The sequence below is a fragment of the Oxalobacteraceae sp. CFBP 8761 genome, assembly GCA_014841595.1.
Taxonomy (GTDB): domain Bacteria; phylum Pseudomonadota; class Gammaproteobacteria; order Burkholderiales; family Burkholderiaceae_D; genus Telluria.
Genome location: JACYUE010000001.1, coordinates 2,472,888 through 2,495,441 on the forward strand (window position 1 = coordinate 2,472,888; position 22,554 = coordinate 2,495,441).

The 22,554-nt window shown below is 65.3% G+C and carries 17 protein-coding genes; 6 read left to right on the forward strand and 11 right to left on the reverse strand.

Annotation, left to right across the window (positions count from 1 at the left end):
* The first annotated feature begins 163 nt into the window (after window positions 1-163).
* Window positions 164-1,204, forward strand: a complete 1,041-nt coding sequence (gene dctP / locus IFU00_10755; protein ID MBD8542762.1) for a TRAP transporter substrate-binding protein DctP — start codon at window positions 164-166, stop codon at window positions 1,202-1,204.
* 12 nt (window positions 1,205-1,216) lie between these two features.
* Here the strand turns inward: dctP and moaD are convergent, their stop codons facing one another.
* Genes moaD through IFU00_10770 form a run of 3 tightly spaced genes read right to left on the reverse strand, consistent with a single transcriptional unit; the run spans window position 1,217 to window position 4,218 of the window.
* Window positions 1,217-1,474 carry a molybdopterin converting factor subunit 1 gene (gene moaD, locus IFU00_10760; protein MBD8542763.1) on the reverse strand — a complete coding sequence of 86 codons (258 nt, stop codon included), beginning with the start codon at window positions 1,472-1,474 and terminating at the stop codon, window positions 1,217-1,219.
* 7 nt (window positions 1,475-1,481) lie between these two features.
* Window positions 1,482-2,714: a molybdopterin molybdotransferase MoeA gene (locus tag IFU00_10765; protein ID MBD8542764.1), complete on the reverse strand. Its 1,233-nt coding sequence runs from the start codon at window positions 2,712-2,714 to the stop codon at window positions 1,482-1,484.
* Window positions 2,715-2,742: 28 nt separating this feature from the next.
* Complete coding sequence (locus IFU00_10770) at window positions 2,743-4,218, reverse strand: threonine synthase (GenBank protein ID MBD8542765.1); 1,476 nt, start codon at window positions 4,216-4,218, stop codon at window positions 2,743-2,745.
* Between the two features lie 224 nt (window positions 4,219-4,442).
* Here IFU00_10770 and IFU00_10775 point away from each other — a divergent pair, with 224 nt between their 5' ends.
* Window positions 4,443-5,411 carry an IS1595 family transposase gene (locus IFU00_10775; GenBank protein MBD8542766.1) on the forward strand — a complete coding sequence of 323 codons (969 nt, stop codon included), beginning with the start codon at window positions 4,443-4,445 and terminating at the stop codon, window positions 5,409-5,411.
* A gap of 32 nt (window positions 5,412-5,443) precedes the next feature.
* Here IFU00_10775 and IFU00_10780 read toward each other — a convergent pair whose 3' ends face one another.
* The 3 genes from IFU00_10780 to kbl are packed head-to-tail and all read right to left on the reverse strand — an operon-like array spanning window position 5,444 to window position 9,061.
* A complete protein-coding gene (locus IFU00_10780; protein ID MBD8542767.1) occupies window positions 5,444-6,826 on the reverse strand; it encodes an L-serine ammonia-lyase in 1,383 nt (460 codons plus the stop codon).
* A gap of 36 nt (window positions 6,827-6,862) precedes the next feature.
* A complete protein-coding gene (locus tag IFU00_10785; protein ID MBD8542768.1) occupies window positions 6,863-7,825 on the reverse strand; it encodes an NAD-dependent epimerase/dehydratase family protein in 963 nt (320 codons plus the stop codon).
* A gap of 30 nt (window positions 7,826-7,855) precedes the next feature.
* A complete protein-coding gene (gene kbl / locus IFU00_10790) occupies window positions 7,856-9,061 on the reverse strand; it encodes a glycine C-acetyltransferase (protein ID MBD8542769.1) in 1,206 nt (401 codons plus the stop codon).
* Window positions 9,062-9,235: 174 nt separating this feature from the next.
* On the opposite strand from kbl, the gene IFU00_10795 reads away from it, so the two are divergent.
* Window positions 9,236-9,811 (forward strand): helix-turn-helix transcriptional regulator, encoded by a 576-nt coding sequence (locus tag IFU00_10795; protein ID MBD8542770.1) that lies wholly within the window; start codon window positions 9,236-9,238, stop codon window positions 9,809-9,811.
* 79 nt (window positions 9,812-9,890) lie between these two features.
* On the opposite strand, the gene IFU00_10800 is transcribed toward IFU00_10795, so the two are convergent.
* The 4 genes from IFU00_10800 to IFU00_10815 all read right to left on the reverse strand — a co-directional run bounded on the left by IFU00_10800 (window position 9,891) and on the right by IFU00_10815 (window position 14,906).
* Complete coding sequence (locus IFU00_10800) at window positions 9,891-12,062, reverse strand: S9 family peptidase (GenBank protein ID MBD8542771.1); 2,172 nt, start codon at window positions 12,060-12,062, stop codon at window positions 9,891-9,893.
* A gap of 93 nt (window positions 12,063-12,155) precedes the next feature.
* Complete coding sequence (locus IFU00_10805) at window positions 12,156-12,803, reverse strand: sel1 repeat family protein (GenBank protein ID MBD8542772.1); 648 nt, start codon at window positions 12,801-12,803, stop codon at window positions 12,156-12,158.
* A 138-nt stretch (window positions 12,804-12,941) separates the two neighbouring features.
* Entirely contained in the window at window positions 12,942-13,601 is a 660-nt protein-coding gene (locus IFU00_10810; GenBank protein ID MBD8542773.1) for a 3'-5' exonuclease, read from the reverse strand.
* 39 nt (window positions 13,602-13,640) lie between these two features.
* Window positions 13,641-14,906: an Hsp70 family protein gene (locus tag IFU00_10815; protein MBD8542774.1), complete on the reverse strand. Its 1,266-nt coding sequence runs from the start codon at window positions 14,904-14,906 to the stop codon at window positions 13,641-13,643.
* Between the two features lie 203 nt (window positions 14,907-15,109).
* Between IFU00_10815 and IFU00_10820 the strand changes: the two genes are divergently transcribed.
* The 3 genes from IFU00_10820 to cphA (IFU00_10830) are packed head-to-tail and all read left to right on the forward strand — an operon-like array spanning window position 15,110 to window position 19,484.
* Complete coding sequence (locus IFU00_10820; GenBank protein MBD8542775.1) at window positions 15,110-16,021, forward strand: isoaspartyl peptidase/L-asparaginase; 912 nt, start codon at window positions 15,110-15,112, stop codon at window positions 16,019-16,021.
* 8 nt (window positions 16,022-16,029) lie between these two features.
* Window positions 16,030-16,899, forward strand: a complete 870-nt coding sequence (locus IFU00_10825) for a cyanophycinase (GenBank protein ID MBD8542776.1) — start codon at window positions 16,030-16,032, stop codon at window positions 16,897-16,899.
* Window positions 16,896-19,484, forward strand: a complete 2,589-nt coding sequence (gene cphA, locus IFU00_10830) for a cyanophycin synthetase (GenBank protein MBD8542777.1) — start codon at window positions 16,896-16,898, stop codon at window positions 19,482-19,484. The genes IFU00_10825 and cphA (IFU00_10830) overlap by 4 nt, the downstream gene beginning before the upstream one ends.
* A gap of 411 nt (window positions 19,485-19,895) precedes the next feature.
* On the opposite strand, the gene cphA (IFU00_10835) is transcribed toward cphA (IFU00_10830), so the two are convergent.
* Window positions 19,896-22,529, reverse strand: a complete 2,634-nt coding sequence (gene cphA / locus IFU00_10835; GenBank protein ID MBD8542778.1) for a cyanophycin synthetase — start codon at window positions 22,527-22,529, stop codon at window positions 19,896-19,898.
* Window positions 22,530-22,554: the final 25 nt, after the last annotated feature.

A 22,554-nucleotide genomic window follows, 5' to 3' on the forward strand; every position in this document is an offset into this window, starting at 1 on the left:
GATTCCTCCAGAATGTTCCATTTGTCAGATCTGCAATATTCCGCTTGACATGCCGCGCAGCAGGCATATTCTTGTCCTAGCCAGCTGCGAACGATGACGCCCGCACCGACGAGGCACGCCACGATTCGCCCGGCAGTCCGTTACAACATCTTGGAGGATGTATATGTCGGTAGAAATCGAATCGTTCGCTACGCGCAGGACAGTACTCGGGGCGCTCGCCACCAGCCCACTCTGGATGGGCTCGGCGTGGGCCCAACCCAACAATCTCAAGATCTCGCACCAGTTCCCCGGCGGCAGCATCGCGCGGGGCGACTTTCGCGACCGCCTGTGCCGCATGTTCGCGTCCGAGGTCGAAAAGCGCACGCGCGGCGGCGTGAAGTTCTCGATCTATCCGGACTCGACCATGATGCAGCCGGGCGCACAATTCGGCGCGCTGCGCAGCGGGAAACTCGACATGGCGCTGGTGCCACTGTCGTACGCGGGTGCCGAGGCGCCGGAAGCCAATATTGGCCTGATGCCGGCACTCGTCACGTCGTACGAACAGGGCTATGGCTGGCGCAATGCACCCGTCGGGCGTGAACTGTCGCGCATCCTTGGCGAACAGGGTCTGGTCATCGTCAGCTGGATCTGGCAGGCGGGCGGCGTGGCGTCGCGCGGCGACCCGATCATCACCCCCGACGATGCGCGCGGGCTGAAAGTGCGCGGCGGCTCGCGCGAAATGGACATGCTGCTGCAGAACGCGGGCGCCACGGTCGTCAACATGCCGTCCAACGAGATCTACAACGCCATGCGCAGCGGCGCCCTCGATGCGGCGCTCACGTCATCCACGTCGCTGATCTCGTTCCGTCTGCAGGAGACAGCCCGTTCGCTGACGACAGCGCGCGGCGGTTCGTACTGGTTCATGTTCGAGCCGCTACTGATGTCGCGCACCGTGTTCGAGCGTCTGACCAAGGCGCAGCAGCAGGCCGTCATGACGGTGGGCGCCGATCTGGAAAAGTTCGCGATGAATTCGGCGCGCATGGACGATGCTGAAGTCGCGACCGTGTATCGCGGCGTCGGCGCGCGCGTGGTCGACCTCAATCCTGACGCGCTGCGCGGCTGGCAGGAAGTCGCGCGCAACACGGCCTGGAAGGACTTCGCGGCCCGCAACAGCAATTGCGCCAAACTGATGGCGCTGGCCGAGCAGTCGATCGCCGCGATCTGACTTTGTGAAAGCTTACCCGCCCGTCACGGGCGGGAAGAACGCCACTTCGGCGCCGGCCGCCACGGGCGTGGCGCCGTCGCACATCACCTGCTGATGGGCCATGCGCACCGCGCGCTCAGGCGCCAGCGCCTCGGCCCAGACGCCACCGCGCGCGCGCAGCAATTCGCGCACCGCGCCCACGGTCGCCACGTCAGGCGGCAGGTCCAGCTGTTCCTGCCCCGTACCGACTGTTTCACGCAGCGCGGCAAAATACTTCACGTTGATCTTCATGACAATCCTAATGCTGTAGTTCGGCGAACGGAATGAAGCGCACCAGGTCGCCCGCGGCAATCGCATTGCCCGGCGGGTTGTCGATGAGGCCATCGCCCCAGACGGTCGACGTCAGCACGCCGGAACCCTGATTTGCAAACAGTTCAAGGCCACCACCTGCATTGAAGCGCGCCCGCAGGAATTCGTTGCGGCGGTCGCCCTTGGGCAGGTCGAAATCGGCGCGCACCAGATAACCGCGCGGTTCGACCGGACCATGCACGCCCTGCAGGCGCAGCAGAAACGGCCGCACGAACAGCAGGAAGGTGACGAAGCTCGATACGGGATTGCCCGGCAAGCCGATGAAGAACGCGTCACCCTCATCGCCCCCTGCCTCGCGGCGTACTTCACCGAACGCCAGCGGTTTACCCGGCTTGACGGCGATCTGCCACATCGACAGCCGCCCCTCCGCCTCGACGGCCGGCTTGATATGGTCTTCTTCGCCCACCGACACACCGCCCGACGTGATGATCAGGTCATGCGCCTGCGCGGCGTCGCGCAGCGTGGCGCGCGTCGCGGCCAGCGTATCGGGCACGATGCCGAAGTCGGTGATCTCGCAGCCAAAGTTTTCCAGCAGCGCGCGCAGCGTGAAGCGGTTCGAGTTGTAGATCGCGCCTGGTGCCAGATCCTGCGCCGCCACCTCGCCCGGCATCGCCAGTTCATCGCCCGTGAAGAACACGGCCACACGCAGGCGCCGGTGCACGGGCAGCGCGGCCAGGCCCACCGAAGCGGCAAGCCCGAGCTCCTGGCTGCGCAAGCGGGTACCGGCCGTCAGGATCACGCTGCCGGCGCCGATGTCTTCACCCTTGCGGCGAATCCACTCGCCATCGGCCGGCGCGTGGCGCACGGTCACATTGTCGCCCGCGGCCTCGCACTGCTCCTGCATGACGACGGCGTCGGCGCCCGGCGGAATCAGGGCGCCGGTGAAGATGCGCGCTGCCGTACCGGGTTCGAGTGGCTGGCCGACGTGGCCGGCCGGGATGCGCTGGGCCACGCGCAACGTCGCCTCGCCGCTCGCGCAATCGGCGGCGCGCACGGCGTAGCCATCCATCTGCGTGTTGTCGGCCGATGGCACGTCGATGGTGGCCAGCTGGTCTTCTGCCAGCACGCGGCCGTTGGCGTCCAGCGTGGGGATTGTTTCGATGGCCGTCACGGGGCGCGCGGCGGCAAGCAGCACGTCCAGCGCCTCGCGCACCGTCAGCATCGGCGGTCGTTGTCCTGGTGCGTTCATGTTACAGCCCCGTGTGATCGGCGATGTACGCCTTCATTTGCGCGACATCCGCAGGCATCACGACGTAGCGCTGCGGCAGCGCCTCGATGTCGTCGAAACCGGCCGGACGCTCGGCATCGGTGCCCAGCGCTTCGAGGATCGTCTCGTTGAATTTGGCGGCCAGTGCGGTTTCCAGCACGATCATCGGCACGCGCGGCGCCATGTGCTCGCGCGCGACCTTGATACCGTCGGCCGTGTGGGTGTCGATGGTGATGTCGTAGTCGTCGGCCACATCGCGGATCGTGTCGAGGCGGTCGTTGTGCGTCGAGCGGCCCGAGGCGAAGCCGAAGCGCGCCACCTGCTTGAATTCGTCGCCATCGCTGCCCGGCTTGCCGGACAGGTCGAAGCCGCCATGCGTGTCGACCTTGCGGAACAAGGCGTGCGTACGCTCGGCGTCGCGCCCGACCAGGTCATACACGAAGCGCTCGAAGTTCGACGCCTTCGAAATGTCCATCGACGGGCTGCTCGTGTGGAACGTCTCGGCCGCCTTGCGCACGCGATACACGCCGGTGCGGAAGAATTCGTCGAGCACGTCATTCTCGTTGGTGGCGGCCACCAGCTTGTCGATCGGCAGGCCCATCATGCGGGCGATGTGGCCGGCGCAGATATTGCCGAAGTTACCAGACGGGACGGTGAACGAGACCTTCTGGTCGTTGCTCGTGGTGGCGGCCAGGTAGCCGCGGAAGTAGTACACCACCTGGGCCACGACGCGCGCCCAGTTGATCGAATTGACGGTGCCGATCTTCTGGCGCGCCTTGAACGTGAGGTCGTTCGAGACGGCCTTGACCAGGTCCTGGCAATCGTCAAAGTTGCCTTTCACGGCGATATTGAAGATGTTCGGGTCTTGCAGGCTGAACATCTGCGCGGTCTGGAACGCGCTCATGCGCCCGTGCGGCGACAGCATGAACACGCGCACGCCCTTCTTGCCGCGCATCGCGTATTCGGCCGCGCTGCCGGTGTCGCCCGAGGTGGCGCCGAAGATATTCAGTTCATCGCTGTTTTTGGCCAGCGCATATTCGAACAGGTTGCCGAGCAGCTGCATCGCCATGTCCTTGAACGCCAGCGTCGGGCCATTCGACAGCGCTTGCAGGATCAGCTTGCCATTGCGGCCGTCTTCCAGCACGCGCAGCGGGGTGATCTCGGCAGCGGACTCGCCGGCACGGGCGTTGCAGTACACGGCAGGCGTGTAAGTGCGCGTCGTGATGGCCTTGAGGTCGGCATCCGGGATATCGGTGGCGAACTTGCGCAGGATCTCGAACGCCAGATCGGCGTACGACAGCGTGCGCCACGCGTCGAGCTCGGCGCTCGTGACCTGCGGGTACTCGGCCGGCAGGTACAGGCCGCCGTCCGGGGCGAGGCCGCCGAGCAGGATGTCACAGAAGTTCTCGGGATTGCGTGCTGCGGACGCGCTCGTCGCGCGGGTGGACACATAGTGCATACGGTTGTAAATCCAGTTGGCTCGGGTGGATCGTCAATTATAGTGGGAGCCAGAGAAATTGTATGCTGTGCTGCAAAAAAGTCATGTCACCCAATAAAATTGGGCGGCCGATGCCCTGGCCGCCCAACGATTGCCGAGGCGCAGTCAACGTTAAATAGTGCCGAGCTATGAACTGATGTGCATTTTCGTGGTCCAACCCCTGTCGTCAGCGCCAGGAGTCGAGCATGAAAGCACCCCGTTTCACGCGTTGGTTCGCCAACTTGCCATTGCTGAACGTCCCGCAGCGCCGGCAGGTGCTGGATGCCTTGCATCCTGCCGCCGGGCTCGACCAGGTCGTCGCACTCATCGCGCACGCCAGGTCGCCGGGCCGCTGTTGCCCCCGCTGTGGCAGCGTGCGCTGTAACCGGCACGGGTTCGCCAACGACCTGCAACGCTTCCGGTGCTGCGATTGCGGACGCACCTTCAATGACCTCACCGGCACGCCTCTGGCGAGGCTCAGGCACAAGGCCAAGTGGCTCGCCTATTCACAAGTTCTGCTCGATTCACTGCCTGTACGCAAGGCGGCAGACCTGGTTGGCGTGCACCGCAACACGGCTTTCCGCTGGCGCCACCGCTTCCTGCATTGGATCAAGCTCGACCGGCCGAAGATCCTGAATGGTATCGTCGAAGCCGATGAAACCTTTCTGCTTGAATCGCAGAAAGGTTCGCGTGCGCTCGACCGGCCCGCGCGGCGGCGGGGTGGCCGCGCCGCCAGGCCCGGCATTTCCGGAGAACTCGACTGCATTCTGGTGGCACGTGACCGCAACGGACGCACGGTCGATGCCGTCACGGGGCGCGGCGCATTGACGGCCGTGCAGCTCGAACGCGACTTGCTGCCCAGACTCGATCCCCAGTCCTTTCTGGTCAGCGACAGCCATGTCGCCTACAGGGCTTTTGCACGCAAGCACGGGATCACGCACGAGACCGTCAATCTGCATTCCGGGGTACGGGCCAGGCGCCTGGGCAGCCTGGCAATTCACGTGCAAAACGTGAATGCCTATCATCAGCGCTTCAAGGATTGGTTGCGGGGCTTTCGCGGTGTGGCGTCGCGCTATCTCGCCAACTATCTGGGTTGGCGCTGGGCTCTGGATGGCGAGAGAGTACGTTCACCAGAACAATTGCTGCACATCGCAATCAGAGTCATCAATACGTAATGCTGACTGCGCCATTGCCGAACCGATGTAAATCAGCACGCGGCGTGATTGACCGTCACGACGTGGATCGCCAGGCCGCCCAGCGACGTTTCCTTGTACTTGACCTGCATGTCCGCGCCCGTCTGGCGCATCGTCTCGATCACGCTGTCCAGGCTCACGAAGTGCACGCCATCGCCCTTGAGCGCCAGCGACGCCGCCGTGATCGCCTTGATCGCGCCCATGCCGTTGCGCTCGATGCACGGGATCTGCACCAGGCCGCCGATCGGGTCACAGGTCATGCCCAGATGGTGTTCGATGCCGATTTCGGCCGCATTCTCGATCTGCTCGTTGGTGCCGCCCAGCGCCGCAACGAGGCCCGCTGCCGCCATCGCGCACGCCACGCCAACCTCGCCCTGGCAACCCACTTCGGCGCCCGAGATCGACGCGTTCTTCTTGCACAGCATGCCGATCGCAGCCGACGTGAGCAGAAAGTCGCGCACGCCGCGCTGCGGATCGATCGGGCGGCAGTCTTCGGCGTAGTAGCGCAGCACGGCCGGGATGATGCCGGCTGCGCCGTTGGTCGGCGCCGTAACGACACGGCCACCGGCGGCGTTTTCTTCGTTGACTGCCATCGCGTACAGGCTGACCTGCTGCACGGCGTCGTGCGGCAAGGCGTTCTGCGGCTGGGTTTCCTGCGCCTGCTTCCACAGGGCGGCCGCGCGGCGGCGCACATTCAGGCCGCCCGGCAGGCGCCCTTCCGTCTTCAGGCCCTGGCAGATACAGTCGCGCATCACGCGCCACAGGCGGTCCAGGCCGGCATCGAGGTCGGCGTCGCTCATGCGCACACGCTCGTTCGCGCGCAGCATGTGCGGGATCGTCAGGCCGTGCGTACGGCCATGCTCGAGCAGCTGGACCATTGTGTCGAACGGGTACGGCACCGGCGTGCCGACGGGTTCCGCGGCGCGCGCCTGCGCTTCGCCGGCCGCCGTGATGAAGCCGCCGCCGACCGAATAATAGATGCGTTCGATGATGCTGCCATCGCGCAGCTGCAGCACGAAGCGCATGCCGTTCGGGTGTTCGGGCAGCGTCGACGCTTTGTGCCAGACCAGGTGGACACGGGCGTCGAACGGCACGGTCTTGATGCCCAGCAGTGCGATCTGTCCATCGAGCGCGGCGAGATCGAGCTTGTCGTCGACCGAGGCCGGATCGAGCTCCTGCGGCGTCTCGCCCATCAGGCCCAGGATCACGGCCTTGTCGGTGGCATGGCCGACGCCGGTCAGCGCCAGCGAACCGTACAGGTGCGCCTCGACGCCAACCGCCTCGTCCAGCATGCCGCTCTCGAGCAGAAAGCGGCGCGCCGCGACCATCGGGCCCACCGTGTGGGAACTCGACGGGCCGATGCCGATCTTGAACAAATCAAACACGCTCATGTCCATCTTGTGTCTCCTGCTTTTTTATTTTAAGGCGAGGTCTTACGCTGCTGCCTTGATGCCGACGTCGATATTGGCCAGCATCGAATCGACCATTTCGTCGATGCCGATGCGCGATTGCCAGCCCCAGTCCGCGGTCGCGCGGCTGTCGTCCAGGCTTTTGGGCCACGAGTCGGCGATCTGCTGGCGGCTGTCCGGCGCGTAGGCGATGGCGAAATCAGGCCGCGCTTTCTGGATTGCGGCGGCCAGTTCACGCGGGTTGAACGAGACGCCGGCCACGTTGTACGACGAACGGATCGCGACCTGTTCGGCGGGTGCTTCCATCAGTTCGATGGTGGCGCGGATCGCGTCGGGCATGTAGATCATCGGCAGCGTGGTCTCGGGGCCGAGGAAGCATTCGTAGGTCTCGTCGCGCAGCGCCGCATGGAAGATCGCGATCGCGTAATCGGTGGTGCCGCCGCCCGGTGGCGACTTGTAGCTGATGATGCCCGGGTAGCGAATGCTGCGCACGTCCACGCCATACTTGCTGTGATAGTACTCGCACAGACGCTCGCCGGCCAGCTTGCTGATGCCGTAGATCGTGGTCGGGTCCATGATTGTGAACTGCGGCGTCTGTTCGCCCGGCGTGTTCGGGCCGAAGGCGGCGATCGACGAGGGCCAGAAGACTTTCAGTGGCTTGCCGACGTCGCCGCGCTCGCGCGCGATTTCGAGGATGTTGAGCAGGCCATCCATGTTCAGGCTCCAGGCCTTGAGTGGCGCTTTTTCGCCGGTGGCCGACAGCATGGCGGCCAGCTGGTAGACCTGGGTGATGTCTTCGTCGGCGATCAGGCTTGCCAGCGCGTCGTTGTCCAGCACGTTCAGGCGGGTGTAGCGCGCCGCGCCGTACAGGTTGTTCTCGCCGATGTCCGACGCGATGACGTTCTGCGCGCCGTGGCGCTCGGCCAGCGCGCTGACCAGTTCACTGCCGATCTGGCCGTTGGCGCCGATGATGAGGATGCGTTCCATGCTGTGTTTCCTTGCCTATGTATTTATTATTTATTGTTGCTTGATGATGCCCAGCTCGCGGCCGGCTTGTTCGAATGCCTTGAGCACGATGTCCAGCTGTTCGCGGGTGTGCGCCGCCGACAGTTGCACGCGCACGCGCGCCTGGCCCATCGGCACCACCGGATAGAAGAAACCCGACAGCAGCACGCCCAGCTCGAACATGCGCGCCGCGAATTTCTGCGCGACTGGTGCGTCGAACAGCATCACCGGCACCACCGGGTGCGTGCCCGGCTTGATGGTAAAGCCGATGCGCTCGATCTCGGCGCGGAAGTACGCGGTGTTCTCCATCAGGCGGTCACGCAGTTCGGTCGACTTCGAGATGCGCTCGAGTACCGCGAGCGAGGCGCCGGCAATCATCGGCGCGAGCGTGTTCGAGAACAGGTACGGGCGCGATTTCTGGCGCAGCGTCTCGATCACTTCTTTCTTGCCCGACGTGAAACCGCCCATCGCGCCGCCCAGGGCCTTGCCCAGCGTACCGGTGATGATGTCGATCTTGCCGATCACGCCGCAGTGTTCGTGCGTGCCGCGACCGGTCGCGCCCATGAAGCCCGATGCGTGGCACTCGTCGATCATCGTCAGCGCACCGTATTGCTCGGCCAGTGCGACGATCTTGTCCAGCTGGGCGATCGTGCCGTCCATCGAGAACACGCCGTCGGTGACGATGATCTTGTGGCGCTTGCCCGCTTCGGTGGCCGCGATCAGCTGCTTTTCGAGATCCGCCATGTCGTTGTTGGCGTAGCGGTAGCGCGCCGCCTTGCACAGGCGCACGCCGTCGATGATCGACGCGTGGTTCAGCGCGTCAGAGATGATCGCGTCGTTCTCGTCGAACAGCGGCTCGAACACGCCGCCGTTGGCGTCGAACGCGGCGGCGTACAGAATCGTGTCTTCGGTGCCCAGAAATGTCGACAGCGCCGCTTCCAGTTCCTTGTGCACGGTCTGGGTGCCGCAGATGAAGCGCACTGACGACAGGCCGTAGCCGTATTTTTCCAGTGCGGCGGCGGCGGCTTGCTGGGTTTCCGGATCGCCCGCCAGGCCCAGGTAATTGTTGGCGCACATATTGATCAGGGTGCGGCCATCCTGCGCGACCACTTCGGCGCCCTGGCGCGAAGCCAGTACGCGTTCCGGCTTGAACAGGCCGTCGCTACGCAAGGTGTCGAGTTTTTGCTGCAGGCCGTTGTAGAAAGTCTGGTCGCTCATGGTGTTTTTCCTGTTCCGTGGATGGTCCGGCTTGACCGGCAGTTGGCGGATGCTGTACCGTGGGTTTGTTCGATGTAGAAGACTTATCCTGTATATCGAACAAAGATTCAATATAGTGGATATTACCCGCGCCCAATCGACTTGGCAAGCCGGTCCTCAACACCTTATGCGGCAATGAATACAATTTCAACCAACAACGCGCCACCCGAAGTCGGCGCCACACTGCAACGCCTGCGCCTGGCCCGTGGCCTGACGCTGGAAGACCTGTCGCGCATTGCCGGCGTCTCGAAATCGATGCTGTCGCAGATCGAACGCGAAAAAGCCAACCCCACCATCGCCATCACCTGGCGCTTGGCCAATGCACTGGGCGTGCAGATTAGCGAACTGCTGTCGTCCGACGTGCGCCCGACGGAACTCATCCGGCTGGTGGACGCGCACGAAATCCCCACCCTGCCCGGCGCGCACGCCGGCTATTCGCTGCGCATCCTCGGCCCGATGGATTTGGCCGGCAAGTATGAATGGTATGAGCTGACCCTGGCGCCCGGTGGCGAACTGGCGTCGCAGGCGCACGATCCGGGGACGGGCGAACACCTGACAGTGATCACGGGGACCGTGGAGCTGGAAGTGGGACCGGAGAAGAAAAAGGTGCGCCACGGCGCGACGGCGCGCTACCCGGCCGACCAGAATCATGTGATCCGCAATACGGGCAAGACCGAGGCCAAGGCCGTGCTGGTGGTCGTGCACCGCTAGTAGAAACACCAGGCGACAGACACACAAAACAACATGGCCGCCGGATCGCTCCGGCGGCCATGTTTGCATGCGCCTGGGGTTACTTGGCGCCGGCGGCCGTCACGGCCGCGTCATTCATGTGCAGCTCGCGCGACAGGAAGCCCCAGCGATCTGCCACTTCCTCGATCTGCTTGCTGGTCGGCTTGCCCGCACCGTGACCCGCCTTGGTGTCGATGCGGATCAGGATTGGCGCGCTGCCGGCCTGCGCCGCCTGGGCAGCGGCGGCGTACTTGAAGCTGTGCGCCGGGACCACGCGGTCATCGTGATCGGCCGTCGTCACCATCGTCGCCGGGTAGCAGGTACCGGCCTTCAGGTTGTGCAGCGGCGAATACTTGACCAGCGCCTTGAATTCGTCCGGGTTCTCGGACGAGCCGTAGTCCGAGGTCCAGGCCCAGCCGATCGTGAATTTGTGGAAGCGCAGCATGTCCATCACGCCCACCGACGGAATCGCCGCCGCGAACAGGTCCGGGCGCTGCGTCGTGGCCGCGCCAACCAGCAGCCCCCCGTTGCTGCCACCGCCAATGGCCAGCTTCTGTGGCGACGTGACCTTGTTCTCGACCAGCCACTCGGCCGCGCCGATGAAGTCGTCGAACACGTTCTGCTTTTGCAGCTTGGTGCCGGCCTGGTGCCAGGCTTCGCCGTATTCGCCGCCGCCGCGCAGATTGGCCACGACATACACGCCGCCCATTTCCATCCACGCCAGGTTGGCCGGTGAGAAGCCCGGCGTCAGCGAGATGTTGAAGCCGCCATAGCCGTACAGGTAGGTCGGGTTCTGGCCGTTCATTTTCAGGCCCTTCTTCGACACGATGAACATCGGGACCCTGGTGCCGTCGCGGCTCGTGTAGAACTGCTGGCGCGTTTCATAGTCGGCCGGATTGAACGCGACCTTCGGCTGGCGGAACACGGTGCTCTGGCCGGTGGTCATGTTCAGGCGGTAGATCGTGGTCGGGCTGGTGAAGCTTGTGAACGAGTAGAAGGTCTCGGTGTCGCCACGCTTGCCCGACAGGCCGGCGACAGTGCCGATCCCCGGCAATGCGATCTCGCGCACCGGCTTGCCGTCGAGCGAGACGACGCGCACGACGCTGCGGGCATCCTTCAGGTACTCGAGCACCAGCTGGTTGTTGACGATGTCGGCGCCGGTCAGCGTGTCGGGACTCTCGGCAACGACCTCTTTCCAGTTCGATTCCGCAGGCTTGCTGACGTCGATCGCGATCACGCGCTTTTTGGGCGCCTTGCGGTCGGTGCTGAAGTAGAACACGCTGCCGACGTTGTCGATGAAGTCGTAGCCGGCGTCGAAGTTGTCGATCAGGTCGACCACTTTCGCGTCCGGCTTCGACAGGTCCTTGTACGACACGCGGTACTTCGGCGCCGTGCCCTTGGTGGTGGTGATGATCAGGTAACGGCCATCGTCCGTGGTCTGGCCGCCGAAGCCCCATTCCTTCTGGTCGGCGCGGTCATACACCAGCGTGTCGGCGCTTTGCGGCGTGCCGATGCGGTGGTAGTACAGCTTCTGGAAGTAGTTGACGTCGGCCAGCTTGGTCGCTTCCTTCGGCTCGTCGTAGCGGCTGTAGAAGAAGCCCTTGCCGTCCTTGGTCCAGGCGGTGCTCGAGAATTTGACCCACTTGATATGGTCCGGCAAGTCCTTGCCGGTCTCGATGTCGCGCAGCTTGATCTCGTTCCAGTCCGAGCCCGACGCGGCAATGCTGTACGCCAGCAGCTTGCCGTCGGGGCTGACTTCGGTGCCGGCCAGGGCGACGGTGCCGTCTGCGGCCAGCTTGTTCGGGTCGAGCAGCAGGCGCGGCTCGTCATTCAGGTTTTTCAGCGTGTACAGGACTGCCTGGTTCTGCAGGCCATCGTTGCGCGTGTAGAAGTAGCGGCCACCCTCCTTGCCCGGCACGCTGTAACGCTCGTAGTTCCACAACTGCGTCAGGCGCTGGCGGATCGCTTCGCGTTGCGGGATCGCGGCCAGGTAAGCCTGGGTGACCTTGTTCTGGGCGTCGACCCACATCTTCGTTTCGGCGCTGTTGGCGTCTTCGAGCCAGCGGTAAGGATCGGCGACGACGGTGCCGTGGTAGTTGTCCGTCTGGTCGACTTTCTTCGTCACCGGATAGGTCGGCCCGGTGCCCTTGGTGGAACAGCTTTGTGCGAGCGCCGGATTGGCGCTGAAGGTCGTGGCCAACACGGCGGCAAGCGTGGCAAGTTTCATGTGCATGTTGTTCTCGGTCTGTGAATGATGAGGTCGGCTTGTGGCCGCAGGGCATCATAGCGCGAAACGAGAACAGTGCAAACCGCCCGCCCGCGGCGGCTACATCAGGCCAAGGGCGCGCCTGGCCACGGGATTGCCGGCGCCTGCCGCATGGCGGTACCAGTACAGGGCGCGCGCGCTGCTGGCTGTCACGCCCAGGCCGCGCGCGTACATATGCGCCAGCTGGACCTGCGCCGCGACGTGCCCCTGCAAGGCGGCCTTGCGGTACCACGCCATCGCCAGCGGATGACTGACCGTAACGCCCAGCCCATGCAGATAGCCGTGCGCCAGCTGCGCCTGCGCGCGCGCCATGCCCTGCTCGGCCGCCCGGTAGAACCAGCTCAGTGCAGTGGGATGCGACAGCGTCACGCCGCGGCCCTTGCGGTACAGCAGGCCGAGATTGTATTGCGCCGAGCGATCGCCCTGCTGCGCTGCGCGACGGAACCAGCGCGCAGCGAGCGCGTGGTCGGGCGGCACGCCCCGGCCGCTGTAGTGCAAGGCGCCGAGATGGTTCTGGGCATAGGCCAGGCCGTGCGAGGCCGCGCGCGCCAGCCAGGCGGCGGCCTGCGCATCGTCGCGCTCGACGCCGTGGCCGCGCAGGTAGAGCTGGGCCAGGTTGAACTGGGCATACGGATTGCCTTGCCAGGCAGCGCGGCGATACCAGGAGAACGTCGCGGCGCCGGCGCGGGCGGCATGGTCGGAGCTCATCCAGATCCTTTCGGCAAGTCGTGCGAACGGCCGCAGGCGCAGCCGATTCCATTGCCAAAAGTTTAAGTAGATCGGGGCTACGCGGTTTGCGAGCGCACAATCAGGATGTCAGGCAAGGTCAGTTGCCATCAGTTGCCATCAGCTGCAATGCGCCTCGGCAGCCATCCGGCGTTCGCGCACGGTGGCCGCGTATTTTTCGAGAAATACCGGGATCTTGGCGGCAGCGACTTTGTTGATCGACACCAGCAGACTCGGCTCGACGCGATCGATGCCGCAGGTGCGCCCGAGATGCCGCGCAGCATGCAGCAGCACGTCGGCGGCGACCTGGGCGTCGGCCTCGGCCCGGTGGGCGGTGCCGACAAAGGGAATGCCGAGCTGGCTCGACAGCTGGCCCAGCTTGTAGCTGACCAGGCCCGGGAACAGGCGGCGCGACAGTTTCAGCGAGCACACGAGGCCCACGTGCTGCGTCGTGCGGCCCAGGCGCGCACCTTCGGCCTTCAAAAACTTTTCGTCGAAGCTGGCGTTGTGCGCCGACAGGACGTCGCCGCCGATGAAGTCGAGCAGCTCGGGGACGACCTGGTGCGAAGGCGGTGCGCTGTCGACCATCTGCTGGGTGATGCCGGTGAGGGCCGTGATGAACGACGGCACGCGCACGCCGCAGTTGACGAGCGAGACATAACGCTCGGTCACTTCGCCGCCAACGATGCGCAGTGCCGCCACTTCCGTGATGCGGTCGCCCATGTCAGGCGACAGGCCGGTGGTCTCGAAGTCGAGCATCACCAGCGGTCGGTCGAACATACTCATCCTTGCTCCTTTGTGTGCTTTTCCAGCGGGGTGTCAGCCGAACTTGCGCAGCGCATCGAGCGCCAGGCCGGTGCCGATGCTGCCGAACAGGTCGCCCTCGACGCGGCGCGCATCCGGCACCATCGCACCAATCCGCGCGCGCAGCAAGCCCACGCCGCTCGAACCACCGGTGAAAAAGACCGTGTCGACATCGCTAGGGCGCACGCCAGCATCGGCGAACAGCTTGCCGACGGTGGTGGCGACCTGCTCGACCAGCTGCGCGATCGCCCCTTCGAACTGGGCACGCGCGATATCCAGCGACTCGGGCGGCGACAGGCGATCGAGCTGCAGATTGACCATGTCGGTGTCGGACAGCGCAATCTTGGCGCCCTCGACCTGCATCGCCAGCCAGTGACCGGCGCGGTCTTCGATCAGGTTTTGCAGGCGCGCGATGCGGGCCGGTTCGGCGGCGTCGCGTGCCAGGTCGGCCAGCTGCGTCACGCTCTTGCGCGTATAGGCCTGGTTGATCGTGTGCCAGGTGGCCAGATTGAAGTAGTAGCTCGACGGGATTTCGGCGCCCGAACGCAGCTTGCTGCCGTAGCCGAGCAGCGGCATGACGCTCGCCAGGCTCAGGTACTTGTCGAAATCGGTGCCGCCGATATGCACGCCGCCGTTGGCCAGGATGTCGTCGCGGCGGTCGGGCCGGCCCGCGCGCTCGGGCCCCAGGCGCACCAGCGAAAAGTCGGACGTACCGCCGCCGATGTCGGCGATCAGGACCAGTTCTTCGCGGTCGATGCGCGATTCGTAATCGAAGGCGGCGGCGATCGGCTCGTACTGGAAGCCGATGTCGCGAAAGCCCACCGAGCGCGCCACGTCGAGCAGTGTATCCTCGGCCAGCTGGTCGGCCTGGGCGTCGTCGTCGATGAAGAACACGGGGCGGCCGAACACGGCGCTCTGGAACGGCTGGCCGGCCTGTGTTTCGGCGCGGTGCTTGACCTCGCCGATGAACTGGGCCAGCAGCGAACGGAACGAGACCGAACGGCCCGCGACCTCGGTCTGGCCATCGATCAGGCTCGTGCCCAGCAGGCTTTTGAGTGAGCGCATCAGGCGGCCTTCGTAGCCTTCGAGATATTCGGCAAGCGCAGCGCGGCCATAGCTCACGCGGTCGTCGTCGGCATTGAAGAACACCACCGATGGCAGCGTGGGCTTGCCGTCCTCGAGGGTCAACAGCGCCGTCGGGGCGGATTGCATCATGCCGGGCCGATACCAGCCGACCGTGGAATTTGACGTGCCGAAGTCAACGCCGCAAGCGTGCACCATAGGAACCTTTATCTTGAAGGGGCGGTATGGTAACAGATTCCGTCAAGTATCGCTTCCCCGCTTCCCGCTGTAAGCAAGCTCTTACAGGGAGGCGGCAGGCGTACCGATATGGCGTCTCTGGTGAACACCGGATAATCGCCCGGCAATGCACTGCCGGTGCTGCACGCTGGCCACGACAACAATAAAGCAGAAAGATTGACCGCATGAGCAATACCCCCCACGCTGGCGCCGTCGTTGTACACGGCGGCGCCGGCACGTCGCGCGACCATGAAGACGGTTGCGTGCTCGCCGCGCGCCGCGCCCTGGCGCAACTGGAAATCAACGGCGACGCACTCGACGCCGCCATCGGCGCCGTAGCCACGATGGAAGACGATGGCCGCTTCAATGCCGGCAGCGGCTCCGTACTGGGCCTGGATGGCGCCACGGTCGAAATGGACGCGGCGATCATGGACACGCGCGGCCGCCTTGGCGCCGTCGCCTGCGTGCAGTCGGTGAAGAATCCGGTGCGCCTGGCGCACGCGGTGGCCGACACGCCGCACTGGTTGCTCGTCGGCGAAGGCGCCAGCCGCTTCGCACGCACGATCGGCATGCCGGACGCCGCCCCGGTCACGGAACGCCAGCGCACGGCGCACCGCAAGCTGCTGGCGCAACTGGCCGGCTCGATGCCGGTGATGCCTGGCCTCGATCGCGACCTGATCGACCGCTACTGGAATTACAATACGCCCATGCGCTTGCCCGAAGGCGTGGCATGCGACACCGTAGGCGCCGTCGTACGCGGCGCGGATGGCCACTTTGCCGTGGCCTGTTCGAGCGGCGGCTCGGCGCCGGCCCTGCTGGGTCGCGTCGGTGACGCGCCGATCATCGGCAGCGGCTTTTTTGCCGGCCCGGAAGGCGCTGTCGCCGCAACCGGCATCGGTGAGCAGATCGTGCGCCATCTGCTGGCACGCACCGTGTACGGCTGGATTGCCGATGGCATTCCGCTGGCGGCCGCGCTGCAGCGCGGTGTGGCGTTGTTCACCCCGGACATCAAGGTCGGCCTGATTGCGGTCAGCCGCACGGACGCCGGCGCTTTCAGTAACAGTGATATGCCCACTTCGAAAATGGTACAACGATGAACCAGGAAATGAACGTACCGCGCAACGGCCACCTCGTCATCATCGGCGGCCACGAGGACCGCCAGCACGACATGCAGATCCTGTCGCGCTTTGTCGAGCTGGCCGGCGGCGTCGACGCCCGCATCGTCGTGATCACGGCCGCCAGCCAGATCGCCGACACGATGTGGCACATCTACGATGATGCCTTCGGCGCACTGGGCGTGACCCGGCACAGCCACCTCGAAATCACGAGCCGCGACGACGCCAACGACGAGAACTTCGTGCGCCAGGTTGCCGAAGCCGATGGCATCTTCATGACGGGTGGTGACCAGAAACGCCTGCTCGCGCTGATCGGTGGCACGGCGCTGGACGCCGAAATGCACGCCGCACTGAAGGTGCGCGGCGCCACCATCGGCGGCACCAGCGCCGGTGCATCGGCGATGTCGGGCCACATGCTCGCGCAGGGCCGCACCGACCTGCTGCCCGAAAAAGGCTCGGTCAGCCTGGGCGCCGGCCTGGGCTTTCTGCACCGCGTCGTCGTCGACCAGCACTTCTCGGAGCGCCAGCGTTTGTCGCGCCTGCTGTCGATCGTCGCGCAGAACCCGTACCTGCAAGGCATCGGCATCGATGAAGACACGGCGCTCGTGATCGAGCGCGGCGTGGGCATCGAGGTGCTGGGCGAAGGCGCGGTGACTGTCGTCGACGGCCGCTCGATGAGCAGCAACGTCGCCGAGATCAAGGACCGGGCCATCCCGGAACTGATCGACGTGCGCCTGCACCTGCTGCCCGCTGGCGCCAAGTATTCGCTGCCGATTGGCGATGAACAGGTAGGCAGGCGCATTCCCGCGTCGCTGCTGGACTTCCTGCAGATCGTCACGAAGCGCACGCCCCTCTCATGAAGGTCATCGAAAAGCGCCTGCTGCGGGGCCCGAACCTGTACGCCGAGACGCCGTGCCTGATGGCCGTCATCGACAATATGACTACGAAGGGGCGCGGCTTCGGTGCGCGCCTGCTGGCGCTGCTGCCGGGGCTGCCCGCGGCGGCGGCCGTGCGCTTGTCGGACGATGCCCTGCCCGTCGATGCGCTGGAACCGGCCATCATTGAACTTCAGCGTCTGGCAGGCATCCCGGGCGAACACGGCGCGACGCTGCCAATACTCGGTGACGAGCAGCGCCGCCGCATCGTGTGCGGCTATGGCGTCGAGCAGGTGGCCAGCGAAGCGCTGCGCACCGGCATCAAGCTGCTGACTGCGCTGACGCGCGATGAACCGTTCGATCTCGATGCCGCTGTGGCGGCGCTGCGCGAGATCGCTCTAGAGCATGCGATCGGCACCAGCACCGGCGCCGTGCTCGATGCGGCGCAGCGGCGTGGCATTCCATTGCGCCGTCTGACGGATGACGCGAACCTGTTCCAGCTGGGCTGGGGCAGCCGCCAGAAGCGCTTGCAGGCGACGATTACCGGTGCCACCAATTCGATTGCGGTGAGCATCGCCAGCGACAAGCACCTGACCAAGACGCTGCTCGCGCAGGCCGGCGTACCGGTACCGCGTGGCGAAGTCGTGACGACGAGCGAGGCGGCCCAGCGGGTCGCACGCCGCCTGGGCTGCGCGGTGGTGGTCAAACCACTGGACGCGAATCAGGGCAAGGGCGTGACGGTCGATTGCGCCACGCCGGACAGCGTCGAACGGGCATTCGAGCATGCGCGGCGACACAGCCGCCGCGTGATTGTCGAGCAGCGCCTAGAGGGACGCGACTACCGCGTGCTGGTCACGGGCGGCCGCATCGCCGCGGCATCGTGGCGGCGCCCGCCCGGCGTGACGGGCGATGGCCATTCGACGATCCGCGCGCTGGTCGAACGCGAAAACCGCAATCCGGCCCGGGGTGACGGGCACACGAATATCCTCACCAGGATTCCGCTCGATGCACTGGCCGTCGAGACGCTGGCCAGCCAGGGCTACGAGCTCGATACGGTGCTCACGGCAGGCATCGGCGCCGACTTGCGCGGCAACGCCAACCTGTCCACCGGCGGCACCGCCGAAGACGTGACCGATCTGCTGCCGGAAGAGACGCGCGACATCTGCATCCGCGCCGCGCGCACGATTGGCCTGGACATCGCGGGCATCGACATCATCTGCGACGATATCGCCCTGCCCTTGCGCGATCAGCGCGGCGGGGTCATCGAAGTCAATGCCGCGCCGGGGATCCGGATGCACCAGTATCCGAGCCGCGGCGAGGCGCGCGATGCCGGTGACGCCATCGTCCAGGCCCTGTTCGGCGCCGACGACGGCCGCATTCCCGTGGTCGCCGTGACGGGCACCAATGGCAAGACCACCACCAGCCTGTTGATCGAACACGTAGTGCGCCTGACTGGTCTGCGCACCGGCGTCACGACGACCAGCGGTGTGTACCTGGACGGGCAGCTGGCCTATGAAGGCGACTGCACCGGCTACCATTCGGCGCGCAGCGTGCTGGGTTCGCCCGAGGTCGATTTCGCGGTGCTGGAAACAGCGCGCGGCGGCATTCTCAAGCGGGGACTGGCCTACGACCGCTGCGACGTGGCGGTGGTGCTGAATGTTTCGGCTGATCACCTGGGGCTGGATGGCATCGACACGATCGAGGATCTGGCGCGGGTCAAGGCGGTGGTGGCGGCCAGGGCAACGCGCGCGGTGGTGCTCAATGCCGAAGACGCCCATTGCGTGAAGATGGCGGACACGCTGGCCGACGGCGTCGAGATCATCTATTTCGCGCTGGACGCCGAAGACCCGATTCTGGTACCGCACATTGAACACGGTGGCCGCGGCGTCTACCTGCAGGATTCGACGATCGTGCTGGCCGGGGGCGTGCGACACGAAGCCTTGCTCGATGTGCGCGACATGCCCGTCTCACTCGGCGGTCGTGCGCGCTACAACATCGCCAACGGAATGGCAGCAGCGGCAGCGCTGATGGCCAGCGGGTTCAGCAACCACGACATCGCCGCCGGCTTGCGCGGGTTCGTTTCGGACAGCAAGCACAATCCGCTGCGCTCGAACCTGTACGATGTCGACGGCGTGACGGTCGTCGTCGACTACGCCCACAACTGCGCCGCCTACGCTGCGCTGGCCGAGATGGCGCGCGCCATGACCGCCGGCCGCCTGGTCGGCGTCGTGGCCGCCCCGGGCGACCGCCGCGACGCCGACCTGATCGACATTGGCCGTACCTGCGCCGCCGGCTTCGACGAACTGGTCGTCTACGACAGCGAAGCGCGCGGCCGCGCCAAGGGTGAATCGGCAAGACTCATCGCCCGCGGCGCCCAGCTGGCGAAGATCGCGCCAGACCACCTGCAGATCGAGCACGACGTCCACTGCGCTATCCGACTGGGCCTGGCACGCTGCGTGCCCGGCGACGTCCTCGTCTTTGGATGCGGTTCATCGATCTCCGAACTCACGGAAGCCCTCCGCCCCACCCGTCCGGACCTGGCCAACAAAATCGAAGCCGCCGCAATCTGAGCCCCAACGACAAACGGCCCCAAAAGGGCCGTTTTTTTCGCGCACCGTCAGTGCACACAAATCAATTACCCAACAATTCGACACTGACCCCAATTCATCATTGCACGACGACGCTACCCGAAGAAACTGAACAATTAGGGTCAGTGTCGAATTCTTTGACAACTTTTTCGAATCAGCAATCCTTCATGGGCTGAGCACGCTTAGTTTGGGAGAAATTGCCCAACAATTCTACTCTGACCCTCATTAAATCATTTGCCTCAGATTTGCCATTAGAAAATGAACAATTAGGGTCAGTGTCGAATTGTTTGATAACTTTTCCGAGTTGGACGGACTCAGTCAGTTGAGTCTGTTTAAATCCGGAGCAATTGCTCAATAATTCTACTCTGACCCTAATTGTTCGTGATCTTCGGGTTAGGCCGTTTGGGCGGCGATCAGGGCGGCGCTTTCGGGGTCGGTCACCCGGATGGCGTCGATGAAGACTTGCAGGGAGGAGCCGCAGGCGAAGATCAGGACGTCGCCTGGGTTGCACAGGCTCAGGCCGAGGCGGATGGCGTTGCCGACTTCCAGCTCACGGTGCAGCGTGTCGCTGATGCCGACCACTTCTTCGGCGCCGGACAGGATCAGGTCGACCGCTTCACCCGGTTCGCGGCCGCGGCTTTGCGATTCGTAGACCACCAGCTCGTCGAAACGCTCGCCACAGACGCGGCCAACCTGCTCCAGGTCAGTGTCGCGGCGGTCGCCAGGCGCCGTCACGATGCCGATCAGTTGACCGGGCAGCATGCCGCGCGCCATGTCGGCCATGGCGGCGTAGGCGGCCGGGTTGTGCGCGTAGTCGACGATGACCGTCACGCCGCGCACGTCGAACATGTTGGTGCGCAGCGGATTCGTGCGGCCGTTCGAGACGAACGTCGACAGCCCGGCGGCGATGTGCAGATGGTTGAAGTTGGCAGCCATCAGGCCGGCGGCGGCCGCCAGTGCATTGGCAATGTTGAAGCGTGCCAGGCCGCCGAACGAGATCGGCATGCTCTCCACCCGCAGCACCGCTTGCTGGCTATGGCCATCGGCCAGCACCACCGCCCCATCCTGCAGATACGCGCCGCGGCCGCCGTCTTCCAGGTGCTTGAGCATCACCGGGCTTTCCGGATCCATCGAGAAGAACAGCACTTCGGCGCCCGGCTTAACGCGGCGCGCCATCTGCACGCACAGCGCATCTTCAGCATTGAGCACTACCGCCTTCGAGGCCGACTGCGCTACCACCGCTTTCACCTGCGCCAGATCTTCGATCGTGTCGACGCCATCCAGGCCGAGGTGGTCGGCCGCGATGTTCAGCACGATTGCGACGTCGCAGCGATCGAACGCGAGACCGCGTTTGAGGATGCCGCCACGCGCCGTCTCCAGCACCGCGACCTCGACTTCCGGTGCGCCCAGTACCGTGCGCGCCGACCAGTAGCCGGTGCAATCGCCCTTCACCACCTGCTTGCCGTCGATGAAGACACCCTCGGTGGTCGTCACGCCTGTCACCTTGCCCGCCATGCGCGCCGCGTGGGCCACCAGCAACGTGGTGGTGGTCTTGCCATTGGTACCGGTCAGCGCGATGACGGGAATGCGCCCGTCGGTATTGCCCATCAAACCTTCGACGATGGCGTCGCCCGCGTCGCGCGGTTCGCCCGCGCTCGGGTACTGGTGCATGCGGATGCCCGGCGCGGCGTTCACTTCAATCACGGCGCCCCGCTGCGCTGCGAGCGGCTGCGCGATGTCCTGGCACACGATGTCGATGCCGGCCACGTCCAGCCCAATTTTGGCGGCGGCCCGAACGCACAGCAGGCGAGTCGATTCCGGCAACTGGTCGGTCACGTCTTCGGCGGTGCCGCCGGTCGACAGGTTCGCATTGCCGCGCAGTTCGGCGGTGACGCCCACCGGCAGCACGCTGTCCACGTCGAAGCCCTGGCGCGCCAGCATGTCGTTCGCATGGTCGTCGAGCGTGATGCGGGTCAGGATGGTCGCGTGGCCCGCGCCGCGCGCGGGGTTGGCGTTTTCGATCTCGACCAGCTGGCGCACCGTCAGGTTGCCGTCGCCGACCACGTGCGCCGGGCGGCGGCACGAGGCGGCTGCCACGCGCCCGCAGGCCACGAGCACGCGGTAATCGCGTCCTTCGACATGGCGCTCGACGATCACGCGCCGGCCGAAGCCACGGGCAAATTCGAACGCCAGGGCCACGTCTTCCGGTGTCGCGCAGGCCACCGTGACCCCCTTGCCCTGGTTGCCGTCGAGCGGCTTGAGCGTGACTGGCACACCCAGGCGCCGCGCCACGCGCTGCGCGGCTTCGGCGGTCGTGACCACATCGCCCTCGGGCACCGGCACGCCGGCTTCCTTCAACAACGCTTTGGTCAACTGCTTGTCGCTGGCGATCTTCACGGCGATGAAGCTGGTCTCGCCAGTGGTCGTTGCTTGCAACCGCTTTTGCCGCACACCCCAGCCCAGCAGGAACAGGTTCGCCTCTTCGGTGATGCGCTGGGTCGGGATGCCACGCTCGTGCGCCGCCGCCAGTACAGCCGCCGTGCTGGTGCCGATTGCATAGCGCCCGGCGATGCCGCGCAGTTCTTCCAGGCGCGGTTCGAGCGCAAACGCTTCGCCGCGTGCCAGCGCCGTGACCAGGTCCACCGCCAGATCGAATGCCGGCTCGGCCAGCTTTTCGCAGGTGTACGCGACAACCACGCGGAACTGGCCTGGATGGCCATTCACCGGGCGCGTACGGCCGAAGGTGGCAGGCGCGCCGGCCAGCGACTGCAATTCAAGAGTGACAGTTTCGATCACCCGGCCCAGGTACGTGCCAGCCGCCAAGCGTTGCGCAAAACCGCCAAGGGCCCCATCGGACAGGCGCGCGCCGCCCAGCGCTGGCAGCAGGCCCAGCAGCGTATTGTTGAAGCCGGGGATATCGCGGGTCGAGAGGCCGTACAGGTCTTCCAGGTCGACGACGGACAGCAGGCAGGGTGAATCGGCGTGGACGTTCGGTCCGCGCAGAAAGCGTTGTTCCAGGATTTGCACGTTGGTGTTCCCTTGTTATGGTGTT